Raw genomic sequence first — 15,513 nt, 5'->3', positions numbered from 1 at the left:
CGGGGCCCGCCCCGCCCCTCCCGTCCGTCTGTCGGTGCGCGGGCGTAGCCTGCACCGCGTGACCCGACCAACCATCAGAACGGTCGGCGAGCTCCGCGCTGCTGGCTACGTCCAGAAGTCGGTCCGCGCCGAGATCCGCGACAACCTCCTCCAGGCCCTCCGCGAGGGCCGCGACCCCTGGCCCGGCCTGCACGGCTTCGAGACCACCGTCATCCCGCAGCTCGAACGTGCCCTCATCGCCGGGCACGACGTCGTGCTGCTCGGTGAACGCGGACAGGGCAAGACGCGCCTGCTCCGCACCCTGCAGGGCCTGCTCGACGAGTGGACCCCGGTGATCGCCGGCTCCGAGCTCGGCGAGCACCCGCTCGAGCCGATCACCACCGCGAGCATCCGCCGTGCCGAGGAGCTCGGCGACGCGCTGCCGGTCGAGTGGCGGCACCGCGACGAGCGGTACGTCGAGAAGCTCGCGACGCCCGACACGAGCGTCGCCGACCTGATCGGCGACGTCGACCCCATGAAGGTGGCCGAGGGGCGCAGCCTCGGCGACCCGGAGACCATCCACTTCGGACTCATCCCGCGCGGCCACCGCGGCATCGTCGCGATCAACGAGCTCCCGGACCTCGCCGAGCGCATCCAGGTCGCGATGCTCAACGTGATGGAGGAACGCGACGTGCAGATCCGCGGCTACGTGCTGCGCCTGCCGCTCGACGTGCTCGTCGTCGCGAGCGCGAACCCGGAGGACTACACGAACCGCGGCCGCATCATCACGCCGCTCAAGGACCGCTTCGGCGCCGAGATCCGCACCCACTACCCGATCGAGCTCGCCGACGAGATCGCCGTCATCCGGCAGGAGGCGCACCTCACCGCCGACGTCCCCGACGCCCTGGTCGAGATCCTCGCCCGCTTCACCCGTGCGCTCCGGCAGTCCAGCGCCGTCGACCAGCGCAGCGGCGTCAGCGCACGCTTCGCGATCGCGGGGGCCGAGACCATCTCGGCCGCCGCCGTCCACCGCGCGGCGCGACAGGGCGAGGAGCACGCGGTCGCGCGGCCGATCGACCTCGAGACCGCGGTCGACGTGCTCGGCGGCAAGATCGAGTTCGAGAACGGCGAGGAGGACCGTGCCGACGAGGTCCTCGAACACCTTCTCCGCACCGCCACCGCCGAGACCGTCCGCTCGCGGTTCCGCGGCATCGACTTCGGGGTCCTCGTCGAGGCGCTCGACGGCGGCACGATGGTGACCACCGGCGAGCAGGTCAGCGCGCGGGCCTTCCTCGAGGGCCTGCCGTCGATCGGCGAGTCCGACGTCTACGACCAGGTGTGCGAGCGCCTCGGCGCGGACGACGACGGCGAACGGGCCGGCGCGATCGAGCTCGCACTCGAGGGACTCTTCCTGGCCCGCCGGATCAGCAAGGAGTCGGGGGGCGGCGAGGCCGTCTATGGCTAGTCGGCAGAACCGCCGCCTGAGCCGCGACGCCCGCTACGGCAGGTACGAGGGCGGGCCGGATCCGCTCGCTCCCCCGGTCGACCTGTCCGAGGCGCTCGACGCCATCGGCGAGGACGTCATGGGCGGGACCTCGCCCGAGCGCGCCCTCCGCGAGTTCCTGCGCCGTGGCGGGGAGACGCAGCGGGGCCTCGACGACCTGATGCGCCGCGTGGCCGAACGCCGACGCGAACTCACGAGCCGGAACAACCTCGACGGCACCCTGCAGCAGGTGCAGCAGCTGCTCGACGAGGCCCTGCGCGCCGAGCGCGGGGAACTCGCCCGGAACGTCGACATGGACGACGGCGACCGCGCACTGGCCCAGTTGCAGCTCGACAGCCTGCCGCCGTCGCCCGCGGGCGCCGTGCAGGAACTGGGCGGCTACGACTGGACGAGTCCGACCGCCCGACAGAAGTACGAGGAGATCAAGGACCTGCTCGGCCGCGAGGTCCTCGACCAGCGCTTCGCCGGCATGAAGCAGGCGCTCGAGAACGCCACGGACGACGACCGCGCCGCCGTCGCGGACATGATGCGGGACCTCAACCAGCTGCTCGAGGACCACCGCCGCGGCACGGACACGCAGGAGCAGTTCGACGCGTTCATGGCGCAGCACGGGCAGCACTTCCCGTCCGACCCGCAGAACGTCGAGGAACTGCTCGACGACCTCGCCGCTCGGGCGGCCGCAGCGCAGCGGATGCGGAACTCGATGTCGCAGGAGCAGCGGGACGAACTCGACGCCCTGGCGCAGCAGGCCTTCGGCTCCCCGGACCTCATGGGGCAGCTCGGGCAGCTCGACGACAACCTCCGTGCCCTCCGGCCCGGCGAGGACTGGGGCGGCTCGGAGCGGATGGACGGCGAGCAGGGCCTCGGGCTCGGCGACGGCACCGGTGTGTTCCAGGACATCGCCGACCTCGACGCCCTCGCCGAGCAGCTCGCGCAGTCCGGACCCGGGTCCGACCTGGCCGACCTCGACCTCGACGCCCTGCAGCGCCAGCTCGGGGACGAGGCCACCGTCGATGCCCGGACCCTGCAGCGCCTCGAGCAGGCCCTGCGGAACTCGGGCGCGGTCAAGCGCGGCGCCGACGGGCAGCTGCGGCTCACGCCGAAGGCCATGCGGCAGCTCGGGAAGAGCCTGCTCAAGGACGTCGCCGAGCGGATGTCCGGTCGGCAGGGTGCCCGTGACCTCCGCCGCGCCGGAGCGTCGGGCGAGCCGTCCGGCGCGACCCGTCCGTGGGCGTTCGGCGACACCGAGCCGTGGGACCTCCCCCGTTCGGTCACGAACGCCCTCGTGCGCACCGCCGCCGACGGCCGGACCGGGCCCGGCGTCCGGCTGACGATCGACGACGTCGAGGTGCAGGAGACCGAGGCGCGGACGCACGCGTGCGTGGCGCTCCTCGTCGACACCTCGTTCTCGATGGCGATGGAGGACCGCTGGGTCCCGATGAAGCGCACCGCCCTCGCGCTGCACACCCTCGTCAGCACCCGCTTCCGCGGTGACGACCTGCAGCTCATCTCGTTCGGTCGCGAGGCCGAGGTGATGGACGTCGAACGACTCGTCGGACTCGACGCGATGTGGGACAAGGGCACGAACCTGCACCACGCCCTGCTCCTGGCGAACCGGCACTTCCGGAAGCACCCGACGGCGCAGCCCGTGCTGCTCATCGTCACCGACGGCGAGCCGACGTCGCACCTCGAGCCGAACGGCCAGGTGTGGTTCGGCTACCCGCCGGACCCGGTGACGATCGCGGTGACGGTGCGCGAGCTCGAGAACGCCGGTCGCCTCGGTGCCCAGACGACGTTCTTCCGGCTCGGGGACGACCCGGGGCTGGCGCGCTTCATCGACGCGATGGCCCGACGGGTCGACGGCTCGGTGGTCGCGCCCGAGAACGACGACCTCGGGGTCGCCGTCGTCGGTTCGTACCTCGGTGCGCGGCGCGGCGGTGCGTCGCTGTTCGGTGACGACTGGGCGGGATGAGCGCGACCGACTGACGGACGGGAGGCGCGTTGCATGCTGGCACCGCGCCTCCCGTCTGCGGTCAGAAGAGCGGCCAGGGGACGGCCGGGCCGTTCCCCGGCGGCGGCGGGAACATCCCGACCGCCCGCAGGGCCGCACAGCGCGCCCGCGTGTTGTCGATCTCCGCCGGGGTGAGGTGCTCCGCGAGCGCGTCGCCGAGGTCACCGCGGAGCGCCTCGGCGACGCGGTCGAGCCCCTCGAGCTCGTCCGGGTCGAGCGGTTCGCCGATCCACCCCCAGAGCACCGTGCGGAGCTTGTGCTCGACGTGGAAGGTCAGCCCGTGGTCGACGCCGTACCGGTGACCGTCCGGCATCGCGAGCACGTGCCCGCCCTTGCGGTCCGCGTTGTTCACCACGACGTCGAACACCGCCATGCGCCGGAGCGCCGTCGTGTCCTCGTGCACGAGCGTCACCGGACGGTCGTGCTCGTCGATCGCCTCGAGCACGGGGAGCCAGGGCGTGCCCTCGGCGTCCGCGTCGTCCGTCGGCACGAGGTCGACGGCGTCCTGGTCGGGGTCGACGTCCTGCCAGCGCTGGACCATGCCCGGACCGAACGGCCCGTCGCCCATCCACGTCGGCGGGACCACGCCCCAACCGAACGCCTCGGAGACCAGGTGCGCCGCGACCTCACGACCGGCGAGCGTGCCGTCCGGGAAGTCCCACAGCGGCCGCTCGCCCTCGACCGGCTTGTAGACGACGGACTCGCCGTCGAGGTCCGCCAGGAAGGTGGCGTTCGAGGCCTCGCGGATCCGCGCCCGGATCGTCAGCGAGCCGTCGCTCATGCGTCGTCGGGGCGACGACCGGCGGCGACGACCTCACGCGTGCGCTCGACGAATGCCCGCGCGCTGCCGACGGGGATCTTGACCTGGAACACCTCGGCCGGCTCGGGGATCTCGACGACGGACTCGACCTCGTCGCCGTCCTCGTCGGTCTCGGTGACGATCTCGAGTTCCTCCTCGATGGGGTACGCCTCGATGACCACCTGCGCGGTGGCCGGGTCGAACCCGAGGCTCAGGGCGCCGGCGCGGAACTCCGGCTCCACCGGCTGGTCGAGGGGCAGGGCGTCGCGGAGCTCGGTGGGCGCCGAGGTGGGGACGCTGAAACGGTTGTCGTCGACCGTCGCGACCTCGTCGAGGAGCTCGGCGACCTTGTCCGCGAGCACCGCGGACTGCTCCTTCTCGAGGGCGACGCTGGTGACGCGGCGGCCGTCACGTGCCTGCAGGTAGAAGGCGCGCTCGCCCGGGCGGCCGACCGTCCCGACGACGAGACGTTCCGGCCAGTCGAAGCCGTGCACGATGGTGGGCATGACCCGATTGTAGGAGGGGCCGCCGACGCCCGTTCAGGGTCGGGCGGTCCCCGGCTCGTCGTGCCCCGCTCCCCCGCCGACGGCGGCGTCGCCGGACGGCGCCGGAGCCGCAGCGAGCCAGGACAGGTCGCCGGAGTCGGTGTTCGTCGCGACCACCTCGGGCCGGTGCTCGCCGTAGCGCACGACGGACACCGAGGCCGGGCCGACGGCGATGCGCTGGAACAGGTCGAGGTGCATGCCGAGTGCGTCGGCGAGGACGGACTTCACGATGTCGCCGTGGCTCACCGCCACCCAGACCGCCGACGGCCCGTGGGCTGCCTCGACCTCGGCGTCGATGCGGCGGACCGCCGCGACCGCCCGGGACTGCATGGTCTGCATGGACTCGCCGCCGGGGAAGACGACGGCGCTCGGGTTGGCCTGCACGGTCCGCCAGAGCGGCTCCTTCGCCAGGTCGGCGAGCTTGCGCCCCTGCCACTGCCCGTAGTCCGCCTCGGTGATCGCACGCTCGACGCGGACCTCGGGGTCGCCCTGCTGTCGGGCGAGCACGGCGCGGGCGGTCTGCCGGCACCGCTCGAGGGGGCTCGTGACGAGCGCGGCGAGCGGGATCGGCGCGATGCGGTCGGCGGCACGGTCGGCCTGGTCGCGGCCGACACGGTCGAGGGCGACCCCGGCGGTCCGGCCGGCGAGCACACCGGTCGCGTTCGCCGTGGTGCGCCCGTGCCGGAGGAGGAGGACGGTCGCCATGCGGACGATCCTACGGGCGCAGCCGCGACGCGGAGGGCGTTCGTCGGATCCTTCCTCGAGCGATGTGGTCGGGACGCAACGGTCGACGCTGCTCGGATGCGGTGCGCGGCACACCGGGACCATCGCGCAGCTCGCTGGCGTGCACCGTCCGCCGGGTCGTCAGATCCTGATCGTGTTCGTGCTGTGGAACGGGATGGTGCAGTGGACGTACTTGTTCCCGACGAGCTGGACGGCTCCGCCGATGGTTGCAGAGAAGTTACCCGAACCAGACACCGTGCGGCTCGTCGAGTAGTTCGTGCTGTACATCGGCGACACGTCGGCGAAGCTGCCGCCGCCGGCCGGTCCCCAGGCCACCGCGATCTCCCTGAGCACGATGTACCCGGTGTTGATGTGCATACCCCAGCTGACGCGGCCCTTGTGCGTACCGACCTTGTCGACGTAGATCGTCGACGTCCCGCACGTGCCCGACACGCTGCCGCGAGTTCCTGCTCGGCTCTCGGGGATGAATTCGCTGAGGTCGCAGTCGGGGTGCTCCGGTGCGCAGGTAGGAACCATCTGGACAGTCACGGCTGAATGCACCCGAGCACCCTCTTCGCGCAGCTCCTCGGCATGGGCTGCGGTCGGCGCGACGACGGAGGAGAGCACTCCGGCCGACATGAGCATGGCGGCGATTCGAACACGTCGTGAGATTGTGGACTTGAACATGGCTTCCCGATTCTCTCGATCGTGCGACCGATATGTCACACGTCACCACACTGTCAGCCGCGCGCCCCCTGGTCAACCAGGTCCCGCCAGTTCTTCAGCAACAAGCTGACGTCGTCCAGTTCGACGATCGTGACGTTCGACTCGGTGTCCGACCGGCAGAAGACGCCGATGAACGCTCCGTCGGTCCCGCCGACCCATGCCCGGCTGAACGACGGCGCGGACACCTCCTCGAACGCCACGACTTCCCCACGTCGGCTTCGCAACATCGGCACGGCACCGACCCGGTGCCGCGGGACCGGATCGAACGAACGGCGACGACGAAGATCAGCAGGTGATCCTGCGACTGCTATCTCGATCGGCGGCGCTTCGAGGCTCACCGGCCGCTCAGGCCAGCAGCCGGTCCAGACGAAGACCTGATCGTCGTCTGAGGTGTCGCTGTCGACGATCGCCGAGAAACCGTGCTCGCTCACGACATCGAATGCCCGAACGGATCGACCGTCCTCCGTGAAGCGACCCAGCGCCCTGTCGCGAGCGGCATCCCGTTTGTGTCCGGTGACATGTGACCCGTACATGCCCCCAGCGTATGCGCCGAACTCGGACGATGTCGAGGAACGGAGCCCGGCAGGTTCTCGCGCTCCCGGCGGGATACGGACAGCGATTCGCGCGGGAGGTCGACCGGCACCAGGATGGTCCGGTGCTCGTCTCCATCGTCTACATGAGCCGATCCGTCGTCCCCTTCGACGACGCCGCGCTCGCCGAGCTGCTCCGCGAGTCACGCCTGCGCAACGAGGCACTCGGCGTCTCCGGACTGCTCGTGGCGAAGGGCGGGCGGTTCATGCAGCTCCTCGAGGGCCCGGCCTGGAGCGTCGACGACCGGTTCGCCGCCATCGCGCGGGACGGCCGGCACAACGAGGTCAAGTCGTTGATCCGCGAGGACATCGAGCGTCGCCGGTTCGACGGCTGGTCGATGGCCTACCGCTCGCTCGACGACACCGACGTGGCGACCGAGGAGGGCTTCAGCCCGTTCCTGTCCGGCACGATGGACTTCGCACCGGAGTTCGACGGCACGAGCGCCGCGTGGCTGCTCAAGTGGTTCCGCGACCGGGAGCTCCTCGACCGCTGACCCCGGCGCGCCGTCTGAGCCGCGCCTCAGTGTGCCGTGCCGAAGGTGTCGGCCACCACCCGCAGCAGCCGCTCCCGGTGCGCGGGCGCCGCGGTCGCGTGCACGACGACGCGCCACATGACGGCGACCGCGGGGTCGAGGTCGACGCGGCCGCTCCGGACCTCGGCGACGAGCTGCACGCCCGTGAAGTACGGCACGACCGACCCGCCGAGCTCCTCCGCGGTGAGGTCGGTGCGGAGCTCCCCGGACCCGAGCGCCAGCCGGAACACGTCGACGATCCCGCCGATCCACTGCTCGTAGAACGACGACGTGGCGCCGGCGAACTCGCCGCGCTCCAGGGAGAGCCGGATGCCCGCGCGCACGATCGGATCGGTGCGCAGCAGGTCCGCGATGCCCTTGGACGCACCGATGAGGGCGGCCAGCGGCGAGGCGTCGGTGTGGCTCACGACGGCGAACGTGCGGGCGTTCTGCTCGTCGATCACGCCGAGCGCGAGGGCGAGCTTGGTCGGGAAGTGGAAGTGCAGACTCGCCGGCGCGACGCCGGCGCGACGGGCCACGGCGGCGACCGCCGTGGCGGCGTAGCCGACCCGGTCGAACTCCTCGGCCGCGGCCACCAGGATCTGCTCACGTCGTTCCACGGGACCAGTGTGGCGGACAGAAGGGTCGGTACCCGACGGCACCGACCCTCCCGACCGACCGTGTCGGTGTCTACGCGGCGTGCCGCGCCAGGCTCATCTGCTCCTCCGGCACGTCCTGCAGGTCACGACCGCGGAACCAGCGGAGCAGCCAGTCGGCGGGCGACCCGGCGAGCTCGGCCGGCAGCCCGGAGCGCTCGGAGAGGAACGTGTTGAAACCGGGCTCGTCGCGGACGTCGGCGTCGGAGGGGTTGCCGAACGCCATCGACCAGCCGTCGAAGCGTCGGGCGTCGATCGTCTCGCGGGACAGCGACTTCACGTCGCGGTGCCGCGGGTCGCGTTCGATGGCCGCGTAGCGGTCCTCGACGCTCCAGGCCGGGCCCTCGAGCACCTGCATGAAGCGGCCGCCCTTGGCGAGGAGGAGCCCCGAGACCCCGAGCGCGTCGTTGCGCAGGCGGGCTTCGCGGAGCATGGCGACCAGCTGGTCGTCGGTCAGGTCGTCGACGGCGACGGACATGTACACGAGTGAGGTGAGGTTGGTCATCGGCGCCAGTTTGTGTCCTCCTCCCCGACAGGGTCAAAGGCGTCGTCCGCACACCGCACCGGGATGCGGGTAGTGGACGGACGCGCCGATGGACGACGGACACCGAAGCCCTCTACGTCTTGTAGAGTCGGCGACCGTGCGGCACGGTGTCGCGCTCGACCCCGACAGGACCCGCGCCCCGATGCCCAGCACCGCTCCGCCGCCGTCACGGGGCTGGTTCGCCCAGCTCCTCCTCCGCCTGCACTTCCTCGCCGGGGTGTTCGTCGGGCCCTTCGTCCTGGTCGCCGCGCTGTCCGGCGCCGTCTACGCCGTGGCACCGTCGATCGAGCGGGTCGCGTACCAGCACGAGCTGACGGCGCCGTCCACGGCGACAGCACGCCCGCTCGCCGACCAGGTCGAGGCGGCGCAGCGATGGGTGGACGACCGGCACCCGGGTGACGCCGTCGTCGAGGTCCGTCCCGCTCCCGAGCCGGGTGCGACCACCCGCGTGATGTTCCACGAGGACGGGCTGCTCGAGTCGCAGACCCGTGCGGTCTTCGTCGACCCGGGCGACGCCGGGGTCCGCGGCGACCTGCCGGTGTACGGCACCTCGGGGTCGCTGCCGTTCCGGACCTGGATCAGCACCCTCCACCGGAGCCTGTTCCTCGGGGACGTCGGCCGGCTCTACAGCGAGACGGCGGCGTCGTGGCTCGGCATCGTCTCGCTCGCGGGTATTGCACTCTGGGCGTTCCGCTTCCGTCGTGCTCGCCGGAAGCGCGACCTCGTCCTGCCGGACAACCGGGTGACGGGGTACCGGAGGACGTTCTCGTGGCACGCGGCCACCGGTGCGTGGGTGCTCCTCGGCGCGGTGTTCCTGTCGGCGACGGGCATCACCTGGTCGCACTTCGCGGGCGACAACGTGACCGCGCTCCGCTCGTCGCTCAGCTGGCAGGCGCCCACCGTCGACACCGCGCTCGACGGCTCGTCCTCGATGTCGAGTGGCGAACACGCGGGGCACCACGGGGGCGGCTCGATGGCGATGGGTGCACCGACGACGACCCCCGAGCAGTTCGACGAGGTGCTCGCGGTCGCGCGCGACTCCGGTGTGCAGGCAGCGGAGGTCCGCATCCGCCCACCGGCGACGGCCGACACGGCGTGGACCGTCGAGGAGATCAAGCTGAGCTGGCCCGTCGCGATGGACGCCGTCGCGGTCGACCCGGGCACGATGACCGTGGTGTCGCAGGTCACGTGGGCCGACTACCCGCTCATGGCCAAGGCCGCCAAGCTCGGCATCAACACGCACATGGGGGCGTTGTTCGGCCTGACGAACCAGGTCGTGCTGCTGCTGGCCGCACTGGGGATCGCGGCGATGGTCGTCTTCGGCTACGCGATGTGGTGGCAGCGTCGATCCCCCGCAGCGCGCGTGGGTCGCGCTCCCGCGTCGGGTGCGCTGGCCCGCGCACCGTGGTGGGGCACCACCGCCGTGGTCGTCGTCGCCGTCGGGCTCGCGATGCTGCTGCCCACCGTGGGCGTGACGCTGCTCGGGTTCCTGCTGGTCGACGCGGTGGTCACCACGTTCGGCCGCCGTTCCCGGTGACCACGTGACGGACGGGAGGCGCGGTGCCCGCTGGCACCGCGCCTCCCGTCCGTCGTGTGATGCAGATCAGGCCGAGGCCGACTCCGAGATCGCGTCGCGGAGCGCGGACGCGGCGGCGGCCACGTCGTCGGCGCTGTAGATCGCGCTGCCGGCGACCGCGATGCGGGCGCCGGAGGCCTGCACGGACCCGATGGTGTCGGTGGTGATGCCACCGGCGACCGAGAACGGGACGCCCGAGGCCTCGCCGTCGCGGAGGAGCGTCTCGAAGGTGAAGCCCTCCTCGGCCTGCTCGTCGAGACCGGCGTGCATCTCGACGAACTCGGCGCCGAGCGCGACGACCTCCTTCGCACGGGCGGCCTTGTCCGGCACGCCGATCAGGTCGACGACGATGCCCTTGCCGTGCGCCTTCGCGGCCTTGACGGCGCCGGCGATGGTCGAGTCACCCGCGACACCGAGCACGGTGACGAGGTCGGCGCCCGCCTTGAACGCGATGTCGGCCTCGAGCTCGCCGGCGTCCATCGTCTTGAGGTCGGCGAAGACGACCTTGTCCGGGTGCGCCTCCTTGATCGCGGTGATCGCGGAGAGGCCGGCGCTCTTGATGAGCGGGGTGCCGAGCTCGATCACGTCGACGTACGGCGCGGCCTTGCCGGCGAGGTCGAGGGCGGCTTCGGTGGTCAGGGTGTCCATGGCGAACTGGAGCTGCATGGTGGTGTCCTTCCGGTGGTGGGTCATTCGAGGTTGGCGTGGCGGGGCCACAGGTCGTCGGCCGAGTGTCCGCTGCGCTGCCAGAGGGCGTGGAACAGGGCGTCCCCGAGCAGCGCGACGCCCTGCTCGAAGAGACCGCCCGCGTACTGCGCCGAAGCGGTGCCGGAGCGGTCCGTCTTCGTGGCGGCGGGCAGGACGAGCGTGGTGTCGGCGACCTCGGACAACGGGGACTCGTCCGTCGTGCTGACGGCGAGCACCCGTGCGCCGACGTCGGCCGCGGTGCGTGCAGCCTGCACGATGCCGCCGGTGGTGCCCGAACCGCTCGCGACGAGGAGCAGGTCGCCCTGCCGGATCGCCGGGGTCGTGACCTCGCCGACGACGTGCACGTCGAGGCCGAGGTGCATGAGGCGCATCGCGGTCATCCGCAGCGCGAGTCCTGAGCGTCCGGCGCCGTGGACGAACACCCGGTCGGCGTCGGCGAGCAGGTCGAGTGCACGCTCGGAGGGTGCCTGGTCGGCTGCGCGGACCGTGGCGATCAGGTCCTGGAGCTCGCCGCCGATCAGGTCGAGGGCGTCTCCGACGGTGGTGTTGGCCATGGCAACGATCGTGCTCGCCCCCGCCTGGGTGCGCCGCTGCCCGGCCAGGCGGTCCCCCCACCCGATCGGACGGGACCGTCCGTCCGGGTGGGACGGGTAGGTTCGTCCCCCGTGGGAACCGACGAGCACGCACCCGGCAGCCGGATCGCGGCGTCCGAGCACGCACGGACCGTCGCGGAACAGGCCGACCGGCACGCACTGACGCTCGAGTCCGTCCTCGCGGCGCTCCGCGCGACCCGCCTGTCCGACACCGCTGCCCGTGCCGAGGCCGTCGAGATCGCGTCCGCGGCGCTCGTCGAGCTCCGGACGGTGACGGACCGGCAGCGCAGCACCCTGCTCGAGCCGGTCACGGGTGCGTTCTCGAGGCTCCGCGCGGACCTCCGCCCGCTGGTCCGGTTCGGTGACCTCGACGTGCAGTTCGTCGAGCCGCCCGCCACCGGCCGCGCGCTCCCCGGCGACGTCGCGCACAGCGCCCGTGCCATCGTCCGGACCGCCGTGCTCGCCCTGGTCGACGACGGGGTCGCCCGACGCGTCCGGATCCAGTGGGACTGCGACGGACGGAACCTGCTCATGCAGCTGCGTGACGACGGCGGCGGCACCCTCGACACCCACGACGACGCCGTGCGCCCGATCGCCGAGCGGGTCGTCGCCCTCGACGGGACCATGCACGTCGACTCCACGCCCGGGTGGGGCTCGACGCTCGACATCTCGCTCCCCCTCGACCCGGCACCCGGGGCCGTCGACGTGCCCGAGGACACCGGCCTCACCGAGCGGGAGCGCGACGTCCTCCGGCTGGTCGTGACCGGTGTCGGGAACCGGGAGATCGCCGAGGGGCTGGGGATCAGCCCGAACACGGTGAAGTACCACGTGGCGAACCTGCTCCGGAAGCACGGTGCCCGGACCCGGGCGGAGCTCGCCGCCCTCGGCGCCCGCCCCTGAGCGCTGCCCGGGCGCGCCGGCGCGCCGCGCTCCGGGTGCGTCGGGCGCCGTCGAACCACGGATCCGACACCGAACCAGCGCCCCGCCCTGGTTCGACGTCGGGATCGTGGTTCGACGCGGTCGCGCACGACGGGAGGCACGTCGCGCCACGTCGTTCCACGGCGCGACGTGCTCCCCGTTGTGCAACGTGTAGCGGCCGCGCCCGCCACCCCCGCGTCAGGCGTCCGGCGCGAGCACCTGGAACATGACGTGGTCGCGCCACTCGCCCGCGATGCGGATGTACCGCGGCGCGAAGCCGTACCGCTCGAACCCGTTGCGCGCGAGCGCCCGCTGCGAGGCCGCGTTCTCCGGCAGGGTCTCCGCCTGCACCCGGTGCAGCCCGAGCTCCCGGAACGCGTGCCGCACCGCGAGACCGACCGCCCGCGTCGCGTGCCCCTGGCGCACCCGATCGGCACGGACCCAGTAGCCGAGCGCGCAGGACTGCAGGGCACCGCGGGTCACACCGCTCAGGGTGATCCGACCGAGCAGCTCGTCGTCGTCGCCGACGATCACGAACGGCACGCTCCCGCCGTTCTGCGCGGCCGCGAGCAGCGATCCGATCGTCGCGCGCTGACCGGCCTCGGTGAAGTAGGACTCCGGTCGCGTGGGCTCCCACGGCCGCAGGTGGTCGGCGCTCGCGCTGACGACCGCGGCGAGCTCGGCGGCGTCCGCGAGCTCGACCAGGCGGATGCGGGTCCCGGCGCTCATCGTGCGGAGGGTGTGGGATTCGAACCCACGAGACATCGCTGCCCACCTGTTTTCAAGACAGGCTCCATCGGCCACTCGGACAACCCTCCGTGACGCGACCACGTGGCGAGACGTGACCGCGTCCCGGGAAGTCTACCGGGCCTCCCGGCCGTCAGCGCGGGAGCGTGTCGAGGGCGGCTGCCAGGCCGTCGTCGGTGACCCCGCCGGTGCGCTCGTTGCCGGCCTCGACCACGTCGTCCGGTGCCTGCCCCATGACGACGCCGCGGCCGGAGGTCGACGCCCAGCGCAGCATGTCGATGTCGTTGCGCCCGTCACCGGCCGCGAGCACGCGGGACCGCGGGATGTCGAGCCACTCGCGGACGCGCTCCATGGCGGTCGCCTTCGTCACGCCCTCGGGAGCGATGTCGAGCCACGACGTCCAGCCGACCGAGTACGACACCTTCGACAGGCCCATGCGCTCGACGACCTGCAGGAAGTCCTCGGTGTCGTGCCCGGGCGAGATGACGACCACGCGGGTGGCCTCGGTGCCGAGCAGCCGCTCGAAGGGGACGTGCTCGCCGGAGACGGTCATGGTGTCGTCGGGGAACTCGCCCGAGAGCAGGAAGTGCCCGGTCTCGTCCTCGACGCCGAAGGCCGCGTTCGCCAGGGCGCCGTGGATGACCTGCAGGACGTCGCTCGGGTCGAAGCGCTCGACGTGGACGCGCTCGTACGACCCGTCCTCGCGGCGGGCCAGCGTGAGCGCGCCGTTCGCGCAGACGACGTACTTGGAGCGGATGCCGAGCCTCTCCAGGAGCGGGATCGTCATCGACTCGCTGCGGCCGGTGGAGAGCATGACCTCGTGCCCGGCGGCCTCGGCCTCCTGCACCGCGGCGATCACGGTGTCGGTGATGACGCCGTCCTCGCGCATGGTCGTGCCGTCGACGTCGAGCGCGACGAGCCAGCGCTTCGTCCGTGCCGGCACAGCAGCCGTGTCGGCCGCAGCAGCGCCGGAGGCGGCAGTGCCGGACGCGGCAGTGCCGGCCGCCGACGACCCGCCCTGCGCCGACCCGTCGACGAACCGCTCGTGTGCGCTCATCGGGGCTCGATCACCTCGACGCCGCCCAGGTACGGACGGAGCACCTCCGGCACCACCACCGACCCGTCGGCCTGCTGGTGGGTCTCGAGGATCGCGACGATCCAGCGGGTGGTGGCGAGCGTGCCGTTCAGGGTGGCGACCGGCGCCGTCTTGCCGGTCTCCGTCCGGTACCGGGTATCGAGACGGCGGGCCTGGAACGTCGTGCAGTTCGAGGTCGACGTGAGCTCGCGGAAGGTGCCCTGCGTCGGGACCCACGCCTCGATGTCGTACTTCCGCGCGGCACTCGTGCCGAGGTCACCGCCCGCGACGTCGATCACGCGGTAGTGCAGGCCGAGGTCCTGCATCATCGACTCCTGCATCGCGACGAGGCGCTGGTGCTCCGCCTCGGCCTGCTCGGGGAGCACGTACGCGAACATCTCGAGCTTGTTGAACTGGTGCACGCGGAGGATGCCGCGGTTGTCCTTGCCCGCGGACCCGGCCTCGCGCCGGTAGCAGGTCGACCAGCCGGCGTAGCGGATGCCCTCGCCCTCGGGGAAGGCGAGGATCTCGTCGGCGTGGAACCCGGCGAGAGCGACCTCGCTCGTGCCGGTGAGGTACAGGTCGTCGGCCTCGAGCCGGTAGACCTCGGCCGCGTGCTCGCCGAGGAACCCCGTGCCCGCCATCGTCTCCGGACGTACGAGCGTCGGGGTGATGAGCGGCTCGAAGCCGTGCTCGATCGCACGGTCGAGGCCGAGGTTCATGAGCGCGATCTCGAGCCGCGCTCCGAGACCCCGCAGGAAGTAGAAGCGCGACCCCGAGACCTTCACGCCGCGCGGGATGTCGATGATGCCGAGGTGCTCGCCGAGGTCGGCGTGGTCCTTCGGCTCGAAGTCGAACTCGGGCTTCGAGCCGACCGTGCGGAGCGTGACGAAGTCGTCCTCGCCGCCCTTCGGCACGTCCGGCAGCACCACGTTCGGGATCGAGCGGACGACACGGTCGAACGCCTCCTCCGCCGAGGTGACCTCGGCCTGGGCGTCCTTCACCTTCGCGGCGAGGGCCTGCGCCTGCTGCACGAGGGCGGCCTTCTCGTCCTTCGGGGCCTTCGCGACGGTCTTGCCGAAGGCGTTCTGCTCCGCCCGGAGGGCCTCGAACGCGGTGATCGCGCTGCGCCGAGCGGTGTCCGCGGCGACCGCGTCGTCGACGACGGACACGGAGGCGCCGCGCGCCTCCTGCGAGGCCTTGATGACGTCCGGGTGGTCGCGCAGGAGCTGGAGATCGATCACCGGATCATCCTAGGGGGACCGTGTGACCATCGGACGGGAGGCCCGTGGCGGGCCCGCCACGGG

The 15,513-nt window shown here is 72.1% G+C and carries 17 protein-coding genes and 1 tRNA gene; 5 read left to right on the top strand and 13 right to left on the bottom strand.

The window, feature by feature from the left end; genetic code table 11:
- The first annotated feature begins 58 nt into the window (after window positions 1-58).
- Window positions 59-1,444, top strand: a complete 1,386-nt coding sequence (locus Cus16_RS15780; RefSeq protein WP_069713620.1) for an AAA family ATPase — start codon at window positions 59-61, stop codon at window positions 1,442-1,444.
- A complete protein-coding gene (locus Cus16_RS15775) occupies window positions 1,437-3,455 on the top strand; it encodes a vWA domain-containing protein (RefSeq protein ID WP_069713619.1) in 2,019 nt (672 codons plus the stop codon). Before Cus16_RS15780 ends, Cus16_RS15775 begins: the two co-directional genes overlap by 8 nt.
- Before the next feature lie 61 nt (window positions 3,456-3,516).
- On the opposite strand, the gene Cus16_RS15770 is transcribed toward Cus16_RS15775, so the two are convergent.
- From Cus16_RS15770 to Cus16_RS16475, 5 genes are all read right to left on the bottom strand, one after another.
- A complete protein-coding gene (locus tag Cus16_RS15770; protein ID WP_069713618.1) occupies window positions 3,517-4,275 on the bottom strand; it encodes an SCO1664 family protein in 759 nt (252 codons plus the stop codon).
- Complete coding sequence (locus Cus16_RS15765) at window positions 4,272-4,799, bottom strand: DUF3090 domain-containing protein (protein WP_069713617.1); 528 nt, start codon at window positions 4,797-4,799, stop codon at window positions 4,272-4,274. Before Cus16_RS15765 ends, Cus16_RS15770 begins: the two co-directional genes overlap by 4 nt.
- A gap of 33 nt (window positions 4,800-4,832) precedes the next feature.
- The gene (locus Cus16_RS15760; protein ID WP_069713616.1) at window positions 4,833-5,543 is read right to left on the bottom strand and encodes an MSMEG_4193 family putative phosphomutase; all 711 of its coding nucleotides are present in this window, start codon (window positions 5,541-5,543) and stop codon (window positions 4,833-4,835) included.
- A gap of 159 nt (window positions 5,544-5,702) precedes the next feature.
- Window positions 5,703-6,248, bottom strand: a complete 546-nt coding sequence (locus tag Cus16_RS16480; protein ID WP_141719030.1) for a hypothetical protein — start codon at window positions 6,246-6,248, stop codon at window positions 5,703-5,705.
- A 53-nt stretch (window positions 6,249-6,301) separates the two neighbouring features.
- Entirely contained in the window at window positions 6,302-6,820 is a 519-nt protein-coding gene (locus Cus16_RS16475) for a hypothetical protein (protein ID WP_141719029.1), read from the bottom strand.
- 122 nt (window positions 6,821-6,942) lie between these two features.
- Between Cus16_RS16475 and Cus16_RS15745 the strand changes: the two genes are divergently transcribed.
- Window positions 6,943-7,371 carry a BLUF domain-containing protein gene (locus tag Cus16_RS15745; RefSeq protein ID WP_189319621.1) on the top strand — a complete coding sequence of 143 codons (429 nt, stop codon included), beginning with the start codon at window positions 6,943-6,945 and terminating at the stop codon, window positions 7,369-7,371.
- A 26-nt stretch (window positions 7,372-7,397) separates the two neighbouring features.
- Here Cus16_RS15745 and Cus16_RS15740 read toward each other — a convergent pair whose 3' ends face one another.
- Both Cus16_RS15740 and Cus16_RS15735 read right to left on the bottom strand, forming a co-directional pair.
- Entirely contained in the window at window positions 7,398-8,009 is a 612-nt protein-coding gene (locus tag Cus16_RS15740; protein ID WP_069713613.1) for a TetR family transcriptional regulator, read from the bottom strand.
- A gap of 70 nt (window positions 8,010-8,079) precedes the next feature.
- Entirely contained in the window at window positions 8,080-8,550 is a 471-nt protein-coding gene (locus Cus16_RS15735) for a BLUF domain-containing protein (protein ID WP_069713612.1), read from the bottom strand.
- A 181-nt stretch (window positions 8,551-8,731) separates the two neighbouring features.
- On the opposite strand from Cus16_RS15735, the gene Cus16_RS15730 reads away from it, so the two are divergent.
- Window positions 8,732-10,126, top strand: a complete 1,395-nt coding sequence (locus Cus16_RS15730) for a PepSY-associated TM helix domain-containing protein (RefSeq protein WP_069713623.1) — start codon at window positions 8,732-8,734, stop codon at window positions 10,124-10,126.
- Window positions 10,127-10,192: 66 nt separating this feature from the next.
- On the opposite strand, the gene hxlA is transcribed toward Cus16_RS15730, so the two are convergent.
- Together hxlA and hxlB are read right to left on the bottom strand one after the other, a co-directional pair.
- Entirely contained in the window at window positions 10,193-10,831 is a 639-nt protein-coding gene (gene hxlA, locus Cus16_RS15725) for a 3-hexulose-6-phosphate synthase (RefSeq protein ID WP_069713622.1), read from the bottom strand.
- Between the two features lie 23 nt (window positions 10,832-10,854).
- A complete protein-coding gene (gene hxlB, locus Cus16_RS15720) occupies window positions 10,855-11,427 on the bottom strand; it encodes a 6-phospho-3-hexuloisomerase (RefSeq protein ID WP_069713611.1) in 573 nt (190 codons plus the stop codon).
- 111 nt (window positions 11,428-11,538) lie between these two features.
- On the opposite strand from hxlB, the gene Cus16_RS15715 reads away from it, so the two are divergent.
- Complete coding sequence (locus tag Cus16_RS15715; protein WP_069713610.1) at window positions 11,539-12,366, top strand: helix-turn-helix transcriptional regulator; 828 nt, start codon at window positions 11,539-11,541, stop codon at window positions 12,364-12,366.
- A gap of 216 nt (window positions 12,367-12,582) precedes the next feature.
- Here Cus16_RS15715 and Cus16_RS15710 read toward each other — a convergent pair whose 3' ends face one another.
- The 4 genes from Cus16_RS15710 to serS all read right to left on the bottom strand — a co-directional run bounded on the left by Cus16_RS15710 (window position 12,583) and on the right by serS (window position 15,450).
- Window positions 12,583-13,113, bottom strand: coding sequence for a GNAT family N-acetyltransferase (locus tag Cus16_RS15710; protein WP_069713609.1), 531 nt, complete (start codon window positions 13,111-13,113; stop codon window positions 12,583-12,585).
- A 4-nt stretch (window positions 13,114-13,117) separates the two neighbouring features.
- Window positions 13,118-13,202, bottom strand: a tRNA-Ser gene (locus Cus16_RS15705).
- A gap of 62 nt (window positions 13,203-13,264) precedes the next feature.
- Window positions 13,265-14,188, bottom strand: coding sequence for an HAD family hydrolase (locus Cus16_RS15700; RefSeq protein WP_083264059.1), 924 nt, complete (start codon window positions 14,186-14,188; stop codon window positions 13,265-13,267).
- Window positions 14,185-15,450, bottom strand: coding sequence for a serine--tRNA ligase (gene serS, locus Cus16_RS15695; RefSeq protein ID WP_069713608.1), 1,266 nt, complete (start codon window positions 15,448-15,450; stop codon window positions 14,185-14,187). Before serS ends, Cus16_RS15700 begins: the two co-directional genes overlap by 4 nt.
- Window positions 15,451-15,513: the final 63 nt, after the last annotated feature.

This window comes from Curtobacterium sp. ER1/6, from assembly GCF_001742745.1.
In the GTDB taxonomy this organism is placed as follows: domain Bacteria; phylum Actinomycetota; class Actinomycetes; order Actinomycetales; family Microbacteriaceae; genus Curtobacterium; species Curtobacterium citri.
The sequence above is the reverse complement of the archived record's forward strand: the minus strand, read 5'-3'. Positions and strand labels throughout refer to the sequence as shown.

Excerpts from the sequence above, each read along its gene's own strand:
- Cus16_RS15710 (WP_069713609.1), bottom strand. The coding sequence starts at position 13,113 with ATGAGCGCCGGGACCCGCATCCGCCTGGTCGAGCTCGCGGACGCCGCC.
- Cus16_RS15775 (WP_069713619.1), top strand. The coding sequence starts at position 1,437 with ATGGCTAGTCGGCAGAACCGCCGCCTGAGCCGCGACGCCCGCTACGGC.
- Cus16_RS15730 (WP_069713623.1), top strand. The coding sequence starts at position 8,732 with ATGCCCAGCACCGCTCCGCCGCCGTCACGGGGCTGGTTCGCCCAGCTC.
- Cus16_RS15760 (WP_069713616.1), bottom strand. The coding sequence starts at position 5,543 with ATGGCGACCGTCCTCCTCCTCCGGCACGGGCGCACCACGGCGAACGCG.
- Cus16_RS15770 (WP_069713618.1), bottom strand. The coding sequence starts at position 4,275 with ATGAGCGACGGCTCGCTGACGATCCGGGCGCGGATCCGCGAGGCCTCG.
- hxlA (WP_069713622.1), bottom strand. The coding sequence starts at position 10,831 with ATGCAGCTCCAGTTCGCCATGGACACCCTGACCACCGAAGCCGCCCTC.
- hxlB (WP_069713611.1), bottom strand. The coding sequence starts at position 11,427 with ATGGCCAACACCACCGTCGGAGACGCCCTCGACCTGATCGGCGGCGAG.
- Cus16_RS15735 (WP_069713612.1), bottom strand. The coding sequence starts at position 8,550 with ATGACCAACCTCACCTCACTCGTGTACATGTCCGTCGCCGTCGACGAC.
- Cus16_RS16475 (WP_141719029.1), bottom strand. The coding sequence starts at position 6,820 with ATGTACGGGTCACATGTCACCGGACACAAACGGGATGCCGCTCGCGAC.
- Cus16_RS16480 (WP_141719030.1), bottom strand. The coding sequence starts at position 6,248 with ATGTTCAAGTCCACAATCTCACGACGTGTTCGAATCGCCGCCATGCTC.
- Cus16_RS15765 (WP_069713617.1), bottom strand. The coding sequence starts at position 4,799 with ATGCCCACCATCGTGCACGGCTTCGACTGGCCGGAACGTCTCGTCGTC.
- Cus16_RS15700 (WP_083264059.1), bottom strand. The coding sequence starts at position 14,188 with ATGAGCGCACACGAGCGGTTCGTCGACGGGTCGGCGCAGGGCGGGTCG.